This is a genomic window from Affinundibacterium seohonense (genome assembly GCF_014284305.1).
GTDB lineage: Bacteria > Pseudomonadota > Gammaproteobacteria > Burkholderiales > Burkholderiaceae_D > Undibacterium > Undibacterium seohonense.
On sequence record NZ_JACOFW010000003.1, the window covers coordinates 145,218 to 164,830 of the forward strand.

14 protein-coding genes, 2 tRNA genes and 2 pseudogenes are annotated in these 19,613 nt (G+C 47.8%); 12 read left to right on the forward strand and 6 right to left on the reverse strand.

The window, feature by feature from the left end; genetic code table 11:
- Positions 1-78: 78 nt before the first annotated feature.
- Both gltX and H8K52_RS04215 read right to left on the reverse strand, forming a co-directional pair.
- Positions 79-1,497 carry a glutamate--tRNA ligase gene (gene gltX / locus H8K52_RS04210; protein ID WP_186921640.1) on the reverse strand — a complete coding sequence of 473 codons (1,419 nt, stop codon included), beginning with the start codon at positions 1,495-1,497 and terminating at the stop codon, positions 79-81.
- 131 nt (positions 1,498-1,628) lie between these two features.
- Positions 1,629-2,262: pseudogene (locus H8K52_RS04215) on the reverse strand (formate dehydrogenase accessory sulfurtransferase FdhD); the annotation flags it as partial.
- Positions 2,263-2,458: 196 nt separating this feature from the next.
- Here H8K52_RS04215 and H8K52_RS04220 point away from each other — a divergent pair.
- The 3 genes from H8K52_RS04220 (at position 2,459) to H8K52_RS04230 (ending at position 3,778) form a co-directional block, all read left to right on the forward strand.
- Positions 2,459-3,364 carry a pseudouridine synthase gene (locus tag H8K52_RS04220; protein WP_343044125.1) on the forward strand — a complete coding sequence of 302 codons (906 nt, stop codon included), beginning with the start codon at positions 2,459-2,461 and terminating at the stop codon, positions 3,362-3,364.
- 173 nt (positions 3,365-3,537) lie between these two features.
- Positions 3,538-3,614: transfer RNA gene (locus H8K52_RS04225), tRNA-Pro, on the forward strand.
- Positions 3,615-3,701: 87 nt separating this feature from the next.
- Positions 3,702-3,778, forward strand: a tRNA-Pro gene (locus tag H8K52_RS04230).
- 90 nt (positions 3,779-3,868) lie between these two features.
- On the opposite strand, the gene ribD is transcribed toward H8K52_RS04230, so the two are convergent.
- Both ribD and apbC read right to left on the reverse strand, forming a co-directional pair.
- Positions 3,869-4,993, reverse strand: coding sequence for a bifunctional diaminohydroxyphosphoribosylaminopyrimidine deaminase/5-amino-6-(5-phosphoribosylamino)uracil reductase RibD (gene ribD / locus H8K52_RS04235; protein WP_246464266.1), 1,125 nt, complete (start codon positions 4,991-4,993; stop codon positions 3,869-3,871).
- Positions 4,993-6,084: pseudogene (gene apbC / locus H8K52_RS04240) on the reverse strand (iron-sulfur cluster carrier protein ApbC); the annotation flags it as partial. The gene ribD and the pseudogene apbC, both read right to left, overlap by 1 nt.
- Before the next feature lie 302 nt (positions 6,085-6,386).
- Between apbC and H8K52_RS04245 the strand changes: the two are divergent.
- The 5 genes from H8K52_RS04245 (at position 6,387) to H8K52_RS04265 (ending at position 12,167) form a co-directional block, all read left to right on the forward strand.
- Positions 6,387-6,812 carry a pilin gene (locus H8K52_RS04245; RefSeq protein WP_186921642.1) on the forward strand — a complete coding sequence of 142 codons (426 nt, stop codon included), beginning with the start codon at positions 6,387-6,389 and terminating at the stop codon, positions 6,810-6,812.
- Positions 6,813-7,177: 365 nt separating this feature from the next.
- A complete protein-coding gene (metG, locus tag H8K52_RS04250) occupies positions 7,178-9,286 on the forward strand; it encodes a methionine--tRNA ligase (protein WP_186921643.1) in 2,109 nt (702 codons plus the stop codon).
- Between the two features lie 15 nt (positions 9,287-9,301).
- Complete coding sequence (locus H8K52_RS04255) at positions 9,302-9,778, forward strand: GNAT family N-acetyltransferase (protein WP_186921644.1); 477 nt, start codon at positions 9,302-9,304, stop codon at positions 9,776-9,778.
- A 58-nt stretch (positions 9,779-9,836) separates the two neighbouring features.
- Positions 9,837-11,633 carry an aminopeptidase P family protein gene (locus H8K52_RS04260; protein ID WP_186921645.1) on the forward strand — a complete coding sequence of 599 codons (1,797 nt, stop codon included), beginning with the start codon at positions 9,837-9,839 and terminating at the stop codon, positions 11,631-11,633.
- 12 nt (positions 11,634-11,645) lie between these two features.
- Positions 11,646-12,167, forward strand: coding sequence for a GNAT family N-acetyltransferase (locus tag H8K52_RS04265; RefSeq protein ID WP_186921646.1), 522 nt, complete (start codon positions 11,646-11,648; stop codon positions 12,165-12,167).
- A 4-nt stretch (positions 12,168-12,171) separates the two neighbouring features.
- On the opposite strand, the gene H8K52_RS04270 is transcribed toward H8K52_RS04265, so the two are convergent.
- Both H8K52_RS04270 and H8K52_RS04275 read right to left on the reverse strand, forming a co-directional pair.
- Complete coding sequence (locus H8K52_RS04270; RefSeq protein ID WP_186921647.1) at positions 12,172-13,011, reverse strand: alpha/beta hydrolase; 840 nt, start codon at positions 13,009-13,011, stop codon at positions 12,172-12,174.
- 735 nt (positions 13,012-13,746) lie between these two features.
- Entirely contained in the window at positions 13,747-15,357 is a 1,611-nt protein-coding gene (locus H8K52_RS04275; RefSeq protein WP_186921648.1) for a helicase HerA-like C-terminal domain-containing protein, read from the reverse strand.
- 257 nt (positions 15,358-15,614) lie between these two features.
- Here H8K52_RS04275 and H8K52_RS04280 point away from each other — a divergent pair, with 257 nt between their 5' ends.
- The 4 genes from H8K52_RS04280 to nadD all read left to right on the forward strand — a co-directional run bounded on the left by H8K52_RS04280 (position 15,615) and on the right by nadD (position 19,516).
- Positions 15,615-16,340, forward strand: a complete 726-nt coding sequence (locus H8K52_RS04280; protein ID WP_186921649.1) for a YebC/PmpR family DNA-binding transcriptional regulator — start codon at positions 15,615-15,617, stop codon at positions 16,338-16,340.
- A 71-nt stretch (positions 16,341-16,411) separates the two neighbouring features.
- Positions 16,412-17,686: a phosphoribosylamine--glycine ligase gene (gene purD / locus H8K52_RS04285; RefSeq protein ID WP_186921650.1), complete on the forward strand. Its 1,275-nt coding sequence runs from the start codon at positions 16,412-16,414 to the stop codon at positions 17,684-17,686.
- A gap of 211 nt (positions 17,687-17,897) precedes the next feature.
- The gene (gene hemF, locus H8K52_RS04290; protein WP_186921651.1) at positions 17,898-18,797 is read left to right on the forward strand and encodes an oxygen-dependent coproporphyrinogen oxidase; all 900 of its coding nucleotides are present in this window, start codon (positions 17,898-17,900) and stop codon (positions 18,795-18,797) included.
- Positions 18,788-19,516, forward strand: a complete 729-nt coding sequence (gene nadD / locus H8K52_RS04295) for a nicotinate (nicotinamide) nucleotide adenylyltransferase (protein WP_186921652.1) — start codon at positions 18,788-18,790, stop codon at positions 19,514-19,516. Before hemF ends, nadD begins: the two co-directional genes overlap by 10 nt.
- Positions 19,517-19,613 lie beyond the last annotated feature (97 nt).

Here is a 19,613-nt window from a genome sequence, read left to right on the forward strand (position 1 = left end):
TATAGCAAGTTTAAGCTTTGATTGTAAAGCTTCATACTTGGCAATCTCGCGGTCGCAGCGCATCTTGACCCGTTATCTTTAGGCTTTACCTAGGCGCGCTAACACAACTTCTCTGCCGAACAATTCAATCACAGCATCGATCGACGGCGTTTGCAATTGGCCAGTCAATAGCAAACGCAGTGGCATCGCAAGTTGAGGCATCTTCAGGCCATGCTTGGCTAAAGTCTCTTTCATCATTGCGGAGATTGCGGCCTTGCTCCACTCAACAGTAGCACATGCTGCAGTGAAATCTTGTAAGGCAGGACGAATCGCATCAGTAATATGCTGCGTGACCAAAGCCGCATCAGGCATAGGCTGACGATAAAACAGCATCGCTGCTTGCGCTAGTTCTACCGTGGTGTTGGTACGCTCCTTCAACAAAGCAATCACAGCATCCAAGGCTGGTGCATCTTGAAATTCAGCACCGGCTTTTTCCATATCGGCACGCACTAATTTCGCTAAGCGCTCATTGTCCGCGGCTTTAATATAGTGATTATTCAGCCAAGCCAATTTTTCTGGATTAAATTGCGCGGCTGAGCTGGACAAATGGGTCAGATCAAACCAGCTAATCATTTGCTCCATACTAAAGACTTCGTCGTCGCCATGACTCCAGCCTAGGCGCGCCAAATAGTTAAGCAATGCCTCAGGCAAAAATCCCTTATCTAAATAATCCATGACGCTGACAGCATCGCGGCGCTTGGACAACTTTTGTCCATCAGTTCCCAAGATCATTGGCACATGACCATAGAACGGCAAAGGCGCACCGAGTGCGTTCAAAATATTAATTTGACGCGGTGTATTGTTAACATGGTCATCACCACGAATCACATGGGTGATTTCCATATCACTATCATCAACCGCAACGCAGAAGTTATATGTCGGTGTGCCATCAGGACGGGCAATCACCAAATCATCCAATTCACGGTTAGCAATCGTAATTGGGCCTTTCACGACGTCGTTCCAAGTGACTTCACCATCCAACGGATTCTTGAAACGAATCACCGGCTTACGATCTGCTGGAATGGCTGGCAAAGTCTTGCCCGCTTCTGGACGCCAAGTGCCGTCATAACGCGGCTTGTCGCCCGCAGCACGTTGACGTTCGCGCATGGCTTCAACTTCATCCGTCGAACAATAGCAATGATAGGCGGCACCATCTGCCAACATTTTCGCCAACACTTCACGGTAACGATCCATACGTTTCATCTGATAAAACGGACCTTCATCGTGTTGCAAACCCAGCCAATTCATGCCATCCAAAATGGCTTGAACTGCTTCTGGAGTCGAACGTTCCAGATCCGTATCTTCAATACGCAAAACAAAGGTGCCACCAAAGTGGCGAGCAAATGCCCAACTAAATAAGGCAGTACGGGCACCGCCAACGTGTAAATAACCAGTAGGACTAGGCGCAAAACGTGTGCGCACAGCGGCCGTAGCTTGAGGTATGTGAGATGCAATCATGGATAGCTGGCGAATTTTACAAACACGACAACAACTATTGCCATCATGTCTAAAAATATCGCAGGAAAGTGAAAAACGCTATTTTACCGCCTTCACCCATTTCAAGATACCTCCATCCCACCAGCAAGCACTCAACATGGGGCTACGCTATCGGCGATCAGGCGTTGCGGGTGAGACAGTAATAAAAAATGCTTGCCAGAACATCGCGAAAATAGACTCATCCCCAACTGCTGGGCAACTTGCAATCCCATTTCCGTGGTTCCTGAGCGCGACAGTAAGATCGGAATCCCCATTTGCGCGCCTTTAATCACCCTCTCTGAAATTAATCGCCCCGTGGTGTACAAAAGTTTTCTCTAGCCACATCTTACCTGCGATAGCATCAACCGCATTGCGTCGTCCGACATCCTCAACAAATTACATCAATGTCGCATCAGCGTTGAATAAGGCGCAGGCATGGACAGATCCTGCTTTCTTGTAAATGGAGGAATGGGTGCGTATGGTATCGACAAGCTGGGTAATCGCACTCTGCTTGACTCTCGCATATCCAGGTAAGTGAATTTCATCTAGTGAGTCCATCAATGCGCCAAATATGGTTCCCTGCCCGCATCCAGTTGTCACGACGCGCTTTGCCGTACGTTGCTCTATTTGATCTATGCCACTTTTAGTCACCACTGCGGCAGCGCCCACCTACCAATCGACCTGTATCGATTCAAGTTCGCCAATATCGCGAATCAATCGTTGGTTACTTAGATAGCCTAATACTAGCAATTTGGATCTGCGCTTGGCTCAATAAGGGACTTGATTAGAAAGTTTACAGACATCATCGATATTGGCGTGTGTGGGCAATTAAGAGAGTGTGCGAAGCACAAGTTTCATGCAAATACACCACTACAGCTTTTTCCCATGAGCACGAGGCTCTACAATGTTAGTATCGCATCAATGATACCGTATCCTTTACATCGTGAAACCACAATCGACAACACGTCAAGCTCCCCTACCAACACGCCATGGCGTGAGCCCGAGTTACATCTGGATACCCGAGGGACATTGGGAAAGCGCGCTGCAATTTTTGACACAACAATTCCCTGATATACCCCCAAAAGTGTGGCTGATGCGCATGCAAAAAGCCGAAGTGTGCGACGGCGATGGGCAAGTTCTCAGCCCTGACAGCCAAGTCAAGCGCGGCATGTGCATTTACTATTACCGTGAACTTGAAGATGAAATCGCGATTCCATTTCAAGAGACTATTCTCTATCAAGATGCGCACTTACTAGTCGTTGACAAGCCCCACTTTTTACCCGTCACACCTGGTGGAAAATATCTTCGCGAAACTTTACTGGTCAGACTCAAATGCACAACGGGAATCGAACATTTAACGCCGCTACATCGGCTAGATAGAGAGACGGCGGGTGTCATGTTATTTTCCACGCAGGTACAGAGCAGGGGAAAGTATCAAACTTTATTTCAAGGCAGACAAGTCAATAAAACTTATCATGCCTTAGCAGCACACCTCAGTGAACAAGCGTTCCCCATTCACAAAACAAGTCGAATGGTCGAAAGCACGCAGTTTTTTGTCATGCAAGAAATCGACGGCGAGCCCAATAGTGAAACGATGATTAGTATATTGGAGCGCCGTGGCGCGCATTCGGTTTACCTTTTGCAGCCAAGCACAGGAAAAAAACATCAACTACGCGTACATTTAGCAAGCCTAGGAGCGCCCATCATCAACGATCAATTCTATCCGGTGGCACTCCCGCAAGGTAGTGATGACTTTCAGAAGCCGCTGCAACTCTTAGCAAAATCGATCGCGTTTATCGATCCGATTTCGGGTGAACAACGGGAATTTCATAGCCAACTTCAACTTTAAGCGGCATTGTCTTGCTGAGAATTTTCCGATTTTTAAGTCGCTTTTCTAAGGCAGAGCGTTAGTTCGCATAGTCTGCAATCAGCGTCATGGTGCTGAAACCAGCGATTGACACAAATCAAATCAAGTGCAAGGCGGTTGACAAGAATCCTAGCGCGAAGTATTATCTCACTTCTCGGAGTGTAGCGCAGCCCGGTAGCGCACCTGGTTTGGGACCAGGGGGTCCAAGGTTCGAATCCTTGTACTCCGACCAAATTTGAAGGATCGTTGAGAAATCGACGATCCTTTTTAGTTTCACCAATTTCGAGAAAGTAATCGACTCGATTTGTTAGCAGTTTTTCGGAGTGTAGCGCAGCCCGGTAGCGCACCTGGTTTGGGACCAGGGGGTCCAAGGTTCGAATCCTTGTACTCCGACCAAGATGAAGCCTCGTTGAGAAATCAGCGAGGCTTTTTTGTTTCCCCAAGCTTTGTTTCGTGCTCAGAATCACGCTATCGGCATCACGCTAGCTAGACAACATGAAAACGCGCCAACACACGAATCGCCTCACCTACTTGCTTGACTTCGTGAATGATCAAATTTTTTGCCTGATCGACTTTCTGCAATTCAGGCAATGCGAACATCGATGCACCCTGACCAAGTAATTTGGGAGCCAAATACAACAATAATTCGTCAACACATCCGGCCTCGATCAAGGCACCACTAAGCTTAGCACCTGCTTCAACATGCACCTCATTGATTTGCTGCTGGCCTAAGGCAAGCAGCACTTCTGGCAAGTTGACCTGAGTCCTTGCGTCCTGCTGCCTCTCCGGCAGACAATGCAAATCCACGCCGAAATCAATCAAATGACGCTCTACTTCCACATCACGTGTTGCATGAAAAAGCGTGGCCTTCGAATTCTTCAGAATCTGTGCGCCAATCGGGGTTCGTAGTTGAGAATCCACGATAACTTTGCGCGGTTGAAAACTTGGCTGCTCACTGCCACCAGGCAAACGCACATTGAGACGTGGATCATCCGCAAGGACTGTCCCAATTCCAGTCAATATGACGTCAGCACGGGCGCGCCAACGATGTCCATCCTCACGAGCCGCAGCATCGGTAATCCACTGGCTACTACCATTCGGCAATGCCGTGAAGCCATCGAGACTCGCCGCCATCTTCAAACGCACCCACGGCAAGCCGGTCTCCATACGCTTAAAGAAACCCAGATTCATTTCGCGCGCTTCTGTCGCCATTAAGCCATCTTCAACCTCAATGCCGGCCTCACGCAACATCGCAAAGCCTCGCCCCGCGACTTGTGGATTCGCATCCTTCAGCGCAGCAACGACACGCGCCACACCTGCCTCAATCAAGGCATTTACGCATGGCGGCGTTCTACCAAAATGACTGCAGGGTTCTAGACTGACATAGGCCGTTGCGCCGCGCATATCCTTGCCGCGACTGACAGCGTCGCGTATCGCCATCACCTCGGCATGTGCTTGACCGACCGGCTGGGTACAACCGCTTCCCACTATCTCCCCGTCTTTCACCAACACACAACCCACCTTAGGATTAGGCGAGGTCGCCATCGTTGCCGTGGAAGCTAACTCCAAGGCAAGACGCATGTATTCATGATCTTGGGGTGAAAATGGCATTAAGTATTTTGTACGGTAATGGTTGGGAATTTGCTGCTCATATCCTTGGCTTTTTCGGCCACTTTGATCGCCACTTTGCGCGCGATATTTTTGTAAATTTGCGCAATCTCGCCGTCAGGTTCTGCCACCACGGTTGGTTTACCCGAGTCTGCTTGCTGGCGAATCGCCATGGTCAATGGCAAGCCACCTAGAAATTCAACGCCGTATTCTGCACACATTTTTTCGCCGCCGCCAGCGCCAAATATCGCTTCGGTATGACCACAGTTGGAACAAACGTGCGTACTCATATTTTCAACAATACCCAAAATAGGAATCCCGACTTTTTCGAACATTTTCAAGCCTTTACGCGCATCTAACAAGGCAATGTCTTGCGGTGTGGTGACGATGACTGCGCCAGTCACTGGCACTTTTTGCGAGAGCGTCAATTGAATGTCGCCAGTACCTGGCGGCATATCGACGATCAAATAATCCAGATCGCGCCAATTCGTCAGCTCCAGCAATTGCTGCAATGCCTGCGTCACCATAGGGCCGCGCCACACCATCGGAGAATCGGGATCCACCATAAAACCGATCGAAGACACTTGCACTCCGTAATTTTCAAGTGGCTCCATAGTCTTGCCATCAGCCGATTCTGGACGACCATCGATACCCATCATCATCGGTTGCGACGGGCCATAGATATCGGCATCCAGCAAGCCAACCGAAGCGCCTTCTGCCGCCAAGGCCAATGCCAAATTCACTGCGGTTGTCGATTTACCGACACCGCCTTTACCCGAGGCAACGGCAATGATGTTTTTCACATTTGGCATTAATTTGATGCCGCGCTGTACCGCGTGGGCAACGATCTTACTACTCACGCTAACCTGAACCTGCTGAACACCTGGTAGGCCAGAAACAGCCTTCTTAATTAAATCAGACACCAAAGCAAATTGACTTTTCGCCGGATAAGCCAACTCAACATCGAGGCTAAGGATGCCAGCTTGCACTTGTATATTCTTAATAGACTTGGTCGACATGAAGTCTTTTTGCGTATTCGGATCGATCACCGATGACAAAATAGCCTTAACTTGCTCAACTTCTTGATTTTGATTTATGACAGACATGCGATTCTCCATTCAATTTCCGCAAGTCTAACGTAAATTGATCACAGACTTTCAGATAACCCTGCCACCAAGCCGTGTTTTATTCCGCGAGAATCGACGCAATTCGACTCCCAAACTGACACTTTTTTGCAGGCGCTGACAACATTCTGACAAATTTTGTCAGTAAATTTCAAAAAGATTACGCTTTAACGCTGAAAAACCCGCATTTAAGAACTGGCACAGCTATTGCACTAATAAAATCGTAGCAAGCGGTAACACCGAATCTTTAACTTAATCCAAGGAGCATTATTATGAAATTCCAGCGCGTACAACAAGGTTTTACATTGATCGAATTGATGATCGTTGTTGCAATTATCGGTATTTTGGCTGCGGTTGCATTGCCAGCGTACCAAGATTACACAATTCGTGGTCGTGTAACAGAATTGGCAATTGTTGGAGCCAGTTTCAAAGGAACAGTTACTGAAAATATTTCAAACAACGGCGGCACTTTACCAGTAAATGCATGCCTAGGAATTGTAGATACAACAACAGCAACAAAGAATTTAGTCTCAGCGGCATGCACACCGGCGACTGGCGTAATTACCGTGACAGGTACTGCTGCGACACAAAATACTGTCCTCATTTATACTCCAACAGCTGCTTCAGATATTATCAGCTGGAAGTGCACCACAACGACACCGATCAAATATGTACCAGCAGAATGCCGCGCACCATAATAAGATAATATTTATCTAGTTACCTTATAGATAAATAGTTTATTTTAGTTAAACCCCCGACCATACTTTTGTTCGGGGGTTTTTTACATGCCGATCAAACGATCAGCGCGTCTGAGAAAAAGTCAAAAACGTTTTTAGAAAAATTGATGGCGAAAAGCTTGCTTATAGAATTCATGCCTAATCTTAAGGAATGCTAATGCATGGCAGTCCCTTTTATTTAGAAACCACATTCCCGTTTGTTTTTTCAATATCCAAGCTTAAATTTACCTATTAGCAGTGCATTAATAGAGCTAAGAATTCATACGAATTCATAGCTTCACTGCTAAAATACCCACTTTATTCCTCAAATAAAGCAATCATCCATTATGAACCGCAAGCTGTTCGTCACCACCGCCCTTCCTTACGCTAACGCTCCCTTCCACCTCGGTCACATCATGGAATACATCCAGGCTGATATCTGGGTACGTCACCAACGAATGTCGGGCCACGAAGTCAATTTCGTTTGCGCGGATGATGCACATGGTGCGCCGATCATGATTGCCGCCGAAAAAGCGGGCATTACACCACAAGAATTCGTCGGCCAAATCGCAGCGGGTCGCAAACAATATCTAGACGGTTTCCATATTGAATTCGACAACTGGCATTCGACCGATGGTGCCGAAAACCACGAATTGTCTCAAGACATCTATCGCAAGCTCAAAGCGGCCGGCTTTATCACGAGCAAAACGATTGAACAATTTTATGATCCAGTCAAAAACATGTTTTTGCCAGATCGTTACATCAAAGGCGAGTGCCCGAAATGTGGCGCTAAGGATCAATACGGCGATTCATGCGAAGTGTGTTCCGCCGTCTATGCACCGACAGATTTGAAGTCCCCGTACTCGGTGTTGACTGGTGCAACGCCTATCATGAAATCGTCTGAACATTTTTTCTTTAAATTATCTGACGAGAAATGCGTAGAATTTTTGCGCGGCTGGGCTTTGCAAGACAATCGTCTGCAATCAGAAGTCGCCAATAAATGCAAAGAATGGCTAGAAGGTGAAGGCGGTCTCGGCGATTGGGATATCAGTCGCGATGCGCCGTATTTCGGCATCGAGATTCCTGATCAACCAGGCAAATATTTTTATGTATGGCTCGATGCGCCAGTCGGCTACCTCGCGTCACTCAAAAATTATTTCAATAAAACCGGACGTGATTTTGATGCCTTTATGGCAGATCCGACTACCGAGCAGATTCATTTTATCGGTAAGGATATTACTTACTTCCATACTTTGTTCTGGCCTGCCATGTTGAAATTCTCTGGTTATAAAACACCAGACAATGTGTATGCACATGGTTTCGTAACGGTCTCCGGCGAAAAAATGTCTAAGTCACGCGGCACCGGCATTTCCCCATTACGCTACCTCGACATCGGGATGAATCCAGAATGGCTGCGTTACTACTTCGCAGCAAAACTCAATGCCAAGGTCGAAGATTTGGATATGAATCCGGATGACTTCGTAGCACGCGTCAATTCGGATTTGATCGGCAAGTACATCAACATCGCAAGTCGTGCAGCGGGCTTTATTACTAAGCGTTTTAACGGCGTCGTCAATACAGCATGGGCGACAAGTGATGATGCGTTCATCCAAAATCTACGCAAAGTCTCAGGCGATATTCAAGCTTTGTATGAAGCGCGCGAATTTGGCAAGGCCTTGCGCGCGGTCATGGAGCAAGCCGACATCATCAATGCCTATGTGGATGCAAACAAACCTTGGGAATTGGCAAAGCAAGCAGAGAATGATGCAAAGCTACAAGAAGTTTGCAGCCGCTTGTTAGAAGCTTTCCGTATTTTGACCGTATTCTTAAAACCGGTGTTGCCACAGCTAGCAAGTCAAGTTGAAGCGCAATTGAATATTGCTCCGCTCAACTGGGCTAGCGTCAATACGCCACTACCAGATCAGCACAACATCAATCCTTACGTGCATTTAATGCAGCGCGTTGATATTAAGATTTTTGATCAATTGTTTGATGCGCCAGTGCCAGTTGTTGCGTCTAATGCTGTTGCAGCAACTTTGACTGAAACCCATCCCCTCCCTAGCCCTCCCCTTGAAGGAGAGGGAATCGTCAGTGGCGCTATTGAGGATATAGCGCCTGAGATTAAAATTGATGACTTCGCCAAGATCGATTTACGTATCGCTAAAATCGTCAACTGCGAACACGTTGAAGGCTCGGACAAGCTCTTACGTCTGACACTAGATGTGGGCGAAGGCAAAACACGTAATGTATTCTCCGGTATCAAGTCTGCCTATCAGCCAGAACAATTAATCGGCAAATTCACCGTCATGGTCGCCAATTTGGCACCACGTAAGATGAAATTTGGCATGTCCGAAGGAATGGTCTTAGCGGCTTCTGCAGCTGACGAGAAAACCAATCCAGGTTTATATATTCTTGAAGCATGGCCTGGTGCAGAGCCGGGTATGCGCGTTCGTTAATTTCTCTTTTACGCTATGGACATCGTCATACGCGAAGCCAATACGGAAGATGCGCCTCTCTTGGCGCATCTGACCCGAACTTGCTGGGCAGGTAAAGTAGCAGCGACCTCGTCCGGACATCATGAGAGTAGTGACAAAGTCGCCGAAGAATTGAATCAAGGCGGTGGCTTTATTTTGCTAGTGGATGAAGAGCCTGCCGGTTCGGTGCGCTGGCTCCCCGTCGATGGTGAAACCAGCACCTGGGAAATGCGTCGTATGGGCATCCTTCCTGCTTTCCGTGGTGAAGCTCTCTCGCAACATTTACTCGAAGCCGTCATTCATCAGGCACAAACCTCCGGTGTAGAGGAATTGCGTCTAGGCGTGCGTACCGACCAACCACGTTTGGTTGATTTATATACGGCCTACGAATTTGAACTTGCACCTGAACTCGAATACGCGCATGCCAACCCGAATGAACCTATGCCGCATGTGATGCGACGATTTCTCCGTTAATCATTGATCTTCGACTCCTGAGCAATCTCAAGACTCGACACCTCCCACTGGAAACAATATGAGCCCAACTATCCCACAGCGATTAGCAGATTTGCGAATGGCAATGTCAAAACACGCCGTACAAGCCTGTTTAATTCCCTCTGCCGATCCGCATTTATCCGAATATTTACCCACCCGTTGGCAAGGCCGTGAAGTCTTTTCTGGATTTACAGGCTCTGTCGCGACCTTGATCGTGACCTCCGATTTTGCTGGTCTGTGGGTCGATAGTCGTTACTGGTCACAAGCGGAAATTGAATTGGCTGGAACCGGCATCACGATGATGAAAATTCAATCCGCTGCAGCGACCGCTCACATTGATTGGCTGGCACAGCATTTACAAGCCGGCCAAACGCTAATCGTCGATGGCAATGTATTAGGCTTAGCCAGTGCCCGCGCTTTGCAAGCCGCGTTAGAACCTAAGCAAATTATTCTCAATACCCAACTCGATATCTTGGATGAAGTCTGGAGTGATCGTCCCGCCTTACCAGATGCCCCCATCTACGAGCATCTCGCTCCTTTTGCCGTGGTCAACCGCGCCGACAAACTTGCCGCCGTGCGTGAACAAATGCAAGCTAAAGGGGCGAACTGGCATTTTGTCTCAACCGTCGATGACATCGCTTGGCTCTTCAATTTGCGTGGCGCTGACGTTAACTATAATCCTGTCTTTGTGTCCCATGCATTGATAGGCTTGGATAGTGCAACCTTGTTTGTGCCACTGAATAAAGTATCTCCACAAATCACTGCGAGTTTGTCCAAGGACGGCATCACTTGCCAGCCTTACGAAAACGCAGCCAGAGCACTACAAAATCTCAATGCCAGCGCGACCCTGTTGATCGATCCACGCCGCATTACTTATGGTTTTCAGCAAGCAATTGCGAAAGACGTCAAGGTCGTGGAAGCACTCAATCCCTCGGTCTATAACAAATCTCGCAAACATCCTGCAGAAGCGCAATTCGTGCGTGAAGCGATGGAGCAAGATGGTGCAGCCTTATGTGAATTTTTTGCGTGGTTTGAACAAGCACAAGGACAACAACGCATCACAGAAATCACCATCGATGAACAAATCTGCGCGGCTCGTGCGCGTCAGCCGCATTTCATTTCACCGAGTTTTGGCACTATTGCTGGATTCAACGGCAATGGCGCAATGCCACATTACCGCGCCACCGCGAGTTCGCATGCGGTCATCGAAGGTGACGGCTTATTGCTAATTGATTCCGGCGGCCAGTATCTGAACGGCACCACCGACATCACCCGCGTGGTTCCGGTTGGCACCGTTTCCGCAGAGCAGAAGCGTGATTTCACGCTAGTATTAAAAGGCATGATCGCGCTCTCGCGCATGCAATTCCCCTACGGGACTTATTCCACGTCACTCGACACAATTGCCCGTGCGCCGATGTGGGCGGAAGGCATAAATTACGGTCACGGGACGGGACATGGCGTTGGTTATTTCCTCAATGTGCACGAAGGTCCACAGTCCATTTCTGGGGCGATTCCAAATAGCGATATGGTGATGGAAATTGGCATGATCACTTCCAACGAACCGGGAATTTATCGCCCAGGAAAATGGGGTGCGCGCATAGAAAATCTCTTGCTTTGTGTACCCGCACAAAACACTGAATTCGGAGAATATCTGCAATTCGAAAGTTTAACCCTGTGTCCTATCGACACCCGTTGTATCGCGCTCGATTTGATGTCGCAAGATGAAATTGATTGGCTCAATGCCTACCATCAAGACGTCTTACATCGCCTCTCACCACGCGTACAAGGCGATGCTCTCACTTGGCTCAAACAACGCACGATGGCGATCAGCAAATAAAAAGGTCTATGTATGAGCGATACACCGAGTTACCTTGTCGTACCAGCGAACAAAGACGATTTTGCTGGCATCAAAACACTCTACTTACAAGTAGCGCGACAAGGTGGCGGGATCGCTCGTACTGAAGATGAAATTACCGACGACTATATTCGTCACAATTTGGATACCGCACTAGCACGTGGCATCAGTTATATTGCCAAAGCCGGATCAACGGTAGTCGCTGAAATCCATGCTTACATCCCCGTACCAAAATTATTTTCCCACGTACTCTCCGACCTCACTATTGCCGTTCATCCTGATTATCAAGGCGTGGGCGTTGGTAGAGCGATTTTCACTGCTTTATTGGACACCGTTGAAAACCAGCATCCCAACATTTTGCGTGTCGAGTTATTTGTACGTGAATCCAATCTCAAAGCGCAGGCGTTTTATCAAAGTTTAGGATTTCAAATCGAAGGCCATTTCGCACAACGTGTACGCCGCCCCGACGGAAATCTAGAAGCCGATATTCCTATGGCGTGGTTACGCCCCGCATAAGCCCTCATTGTTGCTGAGCGACTGGGGCAAATAGTTTGCGAAACGCGATCAAGGCCGCGGGATGATAAATCGTCGCATGCGTTTCTTTGGCAAAATGTTCGTAAGTCCAATTTAAGCCCTTCGGTTGCTGAAGCTTCAGCATCTCTGCAAAGCTCTTAATCACCTGCTCCATCCCGCGTTGTCCGCTGCTGGCAAAATATAGGTTCTTTGCTAGTTGAGGATTTGTCTTTAATTTTTCAGCAAACCTCGCCGTCAAGGCTTGGTCATTCCACCATAAGCTAGGATCGATTGCGATATAGGTTTGAAACATCTCAGGCGTATGAAACAAGGTCTCAATCGTGAACAGTCCCGCCAAAGATTCACCCACTAATGCGCGTTCTTGCGTCGTGCGATAACGCTGCTCAATTTCAGGAATTAACTCTTTCGTTAAGAAATGGCGATACAAGTCTGCGCCACCCAAATTAGGAATCGCTTTTTTATCCAAGTCGCTATCACTAGGCCCTGTCAAATCGCGACGACGTACGGTGTTTTCAATCCCTACCAGAATAAATGGACGCATCGTGCCATTGGCAATCGAGACTTGCATCAGACCAGCGATATGTAGAAAGTCTTCGGCAACACCACCATCGGGCATGTATACGACGGGGTAGGATTTTGATCGGTCTTGTTGATAGCCGTCAGGTAAATAGACATTAATCCGTCTGGTTTCTTGCATGGTTTTAGAGACTAGCTCTATGGATTCGCCTATGACTAGGGGATTGACTGTGACTTGGGCTGTGGCGGCGTAAGTAATTGTTAGGCTGGTGGTTAATAGGATGATGGTGATTAGGTGTTTGATGTGCATGGTGCTCTCTCAGCTTGATCCTTGAATTGTAGATTGTCGTTGGTTGTATCTGTTTAGTGTTTTTTCTGTTGATTTACTGCCTGTAGGTCGGGGGTGGCCCGACAGCCACTCACTTTTCTTGCTTCGCCAAGAAAAGTAAGCAAAAGAAGGCGACCACGCTGCCCCTGCCCTTCGGGTTCCCAATTATGCAGGACAAAAAATGGGAAAGTGTTGAAACTCGCCTTCGGCTCAGACAGCAACACTTTCTTTATCCATTTTCTGTCCTGCACAATTGGCAGTGTCAGAAGTGGATGGAAGTCAAAAGCAACGGCAACTTCAAAACAATCAGCATCGACGGTTAATCATTTTTCGTCTGGCAGTTATAGGTCGTTGTTTTTGACTTTGTTTTTGACTTTGTTTTTGCCTTTGACCTACCCCCGTTTGAGACGATGTAATTTGTGCTTCGCAGAAAATGGATAAGAAAGTGTTGCTGTCTGAGCGCAGCGAGTTTCAACACTTTCCCATTTTTTGTCCTGCACAATTGGGTAGCCGAAGGCCAGTGGCAGCGTGGTCGCCTTTTTTGGGTTACCTTTTTTGGCGAGACAAAAAAGGTAACTGGCTGTCGGGCCACACCCGACCTGAGGAGGTCAAACACCCCAACGTCACATTTTCGCAGCACCACACATGCTTCCAAACAAAACAACCGATGTTGGGCTTCACTACGTTCAGCGCCAACCTACAAAACCAAAATCAAACTTATCGCTTCTTCATAATCGAGCCCAACACCCCACGAATAATCTCACGTCCAACCTGCGAACCAATGGTACGCACTGCCGACTTCACCATCGTCTCTGCCACATTATCGCGACGACGTATCCCAGATCCACCAAACAAATTCCCAAACATACCGCCTAAAGCGCCCGCAATTCCACCGCCCTCAGCTTCTTGTTGTGCGGGTGCAGGCTGTTGAGAGTGCGGTTGGGGAGACTGTGTTGACTGCGAACCGGCCGAACGTCCCCAAGCTTCATTATCATTAGCAACTGGCGGCGTCGCCTGGCTACTGCCTTCGCTAGTTTGTGACACACGGCCTTTAATTTTTTCATAGGCGGATTCCCGATCAATCGCTTTTTCATAAACGCCAGCAACGATAGAGTTGGCGATGATAGCCTGCCTTTGTTCATGCGTAATTGCGCCAATTTGTGATGCTGGTGGCACGATAAAACCGCGCTGTACGATATTCGGACGACCTTTCTCATCAAGGAAAGAAATCAAGGCCTCACCGACACCAAGCTCACTAATCACGGCAGCAGTATCGAGCTCAGGATTCGGTCGGAATGTTTCCGCAGCGGCTTGCACTGCTTTTTGATCACGAGGGGTATATGCGCGCAATGCGTGTTGCACGCGATTACCTAATTGGCCCAACACAGTATCGGGGATATCCAGCGGGTTTTGCGTCACGAAATAAACGCCAACGCCCTTGGATCGAATTAACCTGACCACTTGCTCGATTTTTTGCAATAAGACTTTTGGCGCTTCATCGAATAAAAGATGCGCTTCGTCGAAGAAAAATACCATCTTAGGTTGTGCGACATCACCGACTTCTGGCATATTTTCGTAGAGCTCGGACAACATCCATAGCAAGAAAGTCGAATACAACCGTGGCGATTGCAAGAGTTGATCTGCCGCCAGAATATTAATAAAACCTTTGCCGTTCGTATCGGTTTGCATCATGTCGTCAAGATTGAGCATAGGCTCGCCGAAAAATTCCTCGCCACCTTGTTCGGCCATCGCCAACAAAGCACGTTGAATTGCGCCTATGCTGGCAGCGGAAATGTTGCCGTATTCGGTTTGAAATTCAGAGGCGTTGTCACCCAAATATTGCAGCATGGCGCGCAAATCTTTAACATCCAATAATAACAATCCATTGTCATCGGCAATTTTAAAGGCGAGTTGCAATACGCCCTCTTGCGTTTCGTTCAAATTCAGCATGCGACCGAGCAACAACGGTCCTAGGTCAGAAATCGTGGCACGCACCGGATGACCTTGTTTACCGAATACATCCCAGAAAGTCACTGGGCAGGCTTGCCATTCTGGCGCTTCGACACCTAGCATCTGCAGGCGCTGTTGCATCTTTGGCGACAATTGGCCTGCCTGCGACATCCCCGACAAATCACCTTTCACGTCGGCCATAAAGACTGGCACACCAATATCCGAAAAAGACTGTGCCAGTACTTGTAAGGTCACGGTTTTGCCTGTGCCTGTAGCGCCAGTAATGCAGCCATGGCGATTCGCCCAGTCGGAAAGCAAATGGAGATCAATAGTTTGATTTTTTGCAATGGATTTGGCGACTAAGAGTGGTTTTGACATGATTTGCCTGGGGTGAAATTGAATAAAAAGAGATAATTGTTCAAATCGACTTCGAAAACTTATGCAAACCATGCCGCCCGACAAAGCTCTGGGCGGTTTTGCATAAGTGCTCTATGTTAGAATAGCGGTCTTCATTATAAAACCAATCCTTTGCAAAGTTTCCATCGCGACATGTCTGAATTGTTAGCGAATGATAAAAATTACCGCAAGTCAGTGTAAATAAGTGCAAAGAATTGCCAATTTTAGAAAGAGCAATCATGGCAGGACATAGTAAATGGGCCAACATCAAGCATAAAAAAGCCGCAACTGACGCGAAGCGCGGCAAGATTTGGACACGCTTGATTAAAGAAATTACGGTTGCAGCGCGTATGGGTGGCGAAGATGTCAACTCCAACCCACGCTTACGCTTAGCAGTCGATAAATCCTTCGATGCAAATATGCCAAAAGAAAACGTCACGCGCGCGATTCAACGCGGTGCGGGTACGCTGGAAGGCGCCAACTATGAAGAAATTCGCTATGAAGGCTATGGCATAGGCGGCGCGGCGATTATCGTTGACTGTATGACTGATAACCGTGTGCGTACTGTGGCTGAAGTCCGCCATGCGTTCAATAAGTTTGGCGGCAACATGGGCGCAGAAGGTTCTGTCGCGTTCTTGTTTACTCATTGCGGTCAAATGTTTTTTGCTCCTGGCACTAATGAAGATGCATTGATGGAAGCAGCCTTAGAAGCTGGTGCTGATGATGTGGTCACCGATGACGAAGGCGGCATTGAAGTCACTTGCCCGCCACACGACTTATCCGCGCTTAAAGATGCTTTAGAAAAAGCGGGCTTTAAACCAGAAGTCGCAGAAGTCGTGATGAAGCCGCAAACAGAAACGGTGTTCACTGGTGATGATGCTATCAAAATGCAAAAAATTATTGATGCGCTAGAAAATCTTGATGACGTACAAGAAGTATTTACCAACGCCATCATCGAAGATTAAGTTTGGCGTCTCGCATCCCGCATTTGCGTGGCAAATCAAGATCAATTGATATTTAAGTTCAAGAGTAAAAAATGAAAATTCTCGTGGTCGGCTCCGGTGGTCGTGAACATGCATTAGCGTGGAAATTAGCGCAATCAGAACGTGCGCAAACAATTTTTGTTGCGCCTGGCAATGGCGGTACAGAGCTCGATAGAAATCTAAAGAATATCAATATTACTGATCCGCACGCCTTAGCAGAATTTGCGATTCAAGAACACATCGGCCTCACAGTGGTGGGACCTGAAGTGCCACTCGCGGCGGGTATCGTGAATATTTTCCGTGAAAAAGGCTTGAAAATTTTTGGCCCAACGAAAGAAGCGGCACAGCTTGAAAGCTCGAAAGATTTCGCTAAAGCTTTCATGCACCGCCACCATATTCCAACCGCGGAATACCAAACTTTTTCCGACTTGCAAGCAGCGCATGACTACCTGAATCAAAAAGGCGCACCTATCGTCATCAAGGCCGACGGTTTAGCTGCTGGTAAAGGCGTCGTCGTTGCGATGACCGCTGAAGAAGCCCATGCTGCCGTTGATATGATGTTGTCCGACAATAAGCTCGGTGATGCGGGTGCGCGTGTTGTGATCGAAGAATTTTTGGCAGGCGAAGAAGCGAGCTTTATCGTGATGGTCGATGGCAAAAATATTCTGCCTTTAGCAACTAGCCAAGATCACAAACGCTTGCTCGATCAAGATCAAGGTCCAAACACCGGCGGTATGGGTGCGTATTCCCCAGCACCGATCGTGACGCCACAATTGCATGCTCGCGTGATGCGCGAAATCATTCAGCCGACGGTACAAGGCATGGCAAAAGATGGCATCGTATTTACTGGCTTTTTGTATGCTGGTTTGATGATCGATGATCAAGGCAATCCTAAGACTTTGGAGTTTAATTGCCGCATGGGCGATCCAGAGACGCAACCGATTATGTCGCGTCTCAAAACCGATTTGATCACGGTGATGGAACATGCAGTGAATGGCACACTTGACACGGTCGAACTCGAATGGGATAGACGTACTGCAATGGGCGTAGTCATGGCAGCTGCTGGCTACCCTGATGCGCCAGAGAAAGGCGCCGATATCACGGGCATTCCTGCTGAAACTGCTGATTGCATTACTTTCCATGCGGGCACGGCATTAGCTGGCGGCAAGCTTAGCGTATCTGGTGGTCGTGTGTTATGTGTGGTTGGTCTTGGCGATACGGTCAAAACTGCACAGAAACATGCCTACGATGTTATTGAAAAAATCCAATTCAAAGGCGCGCAATATCGTAAAGATATTGGATGGCGTGCACTGAATCGTAAACACTGAGCGTAAACACTGATCGTAAGCACTGAACTTCGGGTATTGTCATTCCCGCGTAGGCGGGAATCCAGTGACGTAACTGCTTAAAGACACTGAATCCCTGCCTTCGCAGGGATGACGCTAAAATATTCTAGGTTCTACCCACTACATATCGCGACACCTTTGCTTTTCCTACGAACCACTACGTTGGAAGGCTTATAGAAATTATTTACAAATCATGACCGACGCTAATTCCGTTAAAGAGTATTTACTAGGCTTACAAGCTTCCATAGTCTCAGCTATGGAAGAAGTCGATGGCTGCCGTTTTATCACCGATAGCTGGGAACGTCCTGAAGGTGGTGGCGGGATTTCACGGGTCATTGAAGAAGGTAATGTATTTGAACGCGGCGGTGTGAATTTTTCCCATGTCATGGGCAAAAATCTTCCGCCATCAGCAGCGGCAAGTCGCCCAGAATTAGCCGGTCGTCAATGGGAAGCCATGGGCGTGTCTTTGGTACTGCATCCGCGCAATCCGTATGCGCCGACAGTCCACATGAACGTGCGCTTTTTCACTACCTATGCCGAAGGTAAAGATCCGGTGTGGTGGTTTGGCGGCGGCATGGATCTGACGCCGTATTACGGTTTTGAAGAAGATGCGAAACATTTCCATCAAACTTGCAAAGATGCCTTAACACCTTTCGGTGCGGACTTGCATCCTCGGTTTAAAAAATGGTGTGACGAGTATTTTTATCTCAAACATCGCAAAGAAGCACGCGGCGTCGGTGGTATTTTCTTTGATGATTTTAATGAACAATCGTTTGAGCAAAGTTTTGCCATGACCAAGAGTGTTGGCGATGGATTTGTCAAAGCGTATCGCCCGATTCTCGAACGCCGTAAAGATATTGCCTTTGGCGAAATCGAACGTGACTTCCAGGCATATCGTCGAGGCCGTTATGTGGAATTCAATCTGGTATTCGATCGCGGCACTTTATTTGGGCTGCAATCGGGTGGTCGTACTGAATCGATCTTGATGTCGATGCCACCGATCGTGAAATGGCGCTACGATTGGAAGCCTGAAGCGGGTAGCGCAGAAGCCAAATTGGCGACTGACTTTTTGGTACACAAGGAATGGGTGTAAAATCCGCTCCTTCCAATTCTGCCGCAGCAACAACTATCCAACGCTCGGTGTTGGTCTTTGGCGGTAGTTTTGATCCCGTCCACAATGGACATGTCGCTCTGGTGCAGCATTTTGCAAAACTGCTCAAGGTCGACGAAGTGCGCTTAGTCCCAGCAGGCCAACCTTGGCAAAAAGCAGGTTTAAAGGCAAGCGCCGAACAAAGAATTAAGATGTTGGAGTTGGCATTTGATGAGCAATTATCTGTGCCCTACAGCATCGACCGACAAGAGGTAGAACGTGCCGCTGCGCAGATTCCCAGCTACACGGTTGAAACTCTAACTAACATGCGATCTCAATGGGGTAATGCTCAGTCAAATGAGGAGATCGCGCTTATTTTGCTAATTGGTGCCGACCAATTTCACAATTTCGCAACGTGGAAAAACTGGCAACAAATTTTTAAATTGGCACATATCGTCGTTGCCGCAAGACCAGGCTACAGCTTGCAACTCGACACATTACCCAGCGAATTTGCCGCGCTCTGGCAGCAAGCAAATGGCGCTATTGAAGATCTTAAGCAATGCTCTTTTGGCAAAACCTGGCTAGAAACTAATCTAGCTTGGGATATTTCTGCAACACGAATTCGCGACGAATTGCAGCAACAAGGGCAAACCAAGGAAACCACCTCGCTAATTCCACGCAAGGTGTTAGACTACCTTCAAAACGAGTGGATTTACAATTAGCGCTAACCTCAGTGAATCAACAGCACGAATTACAGTAGGATCGGCTTCAAACTCACGATGAAGCAGGCACCAAGAATTCAAAATTTAGATAGATAGG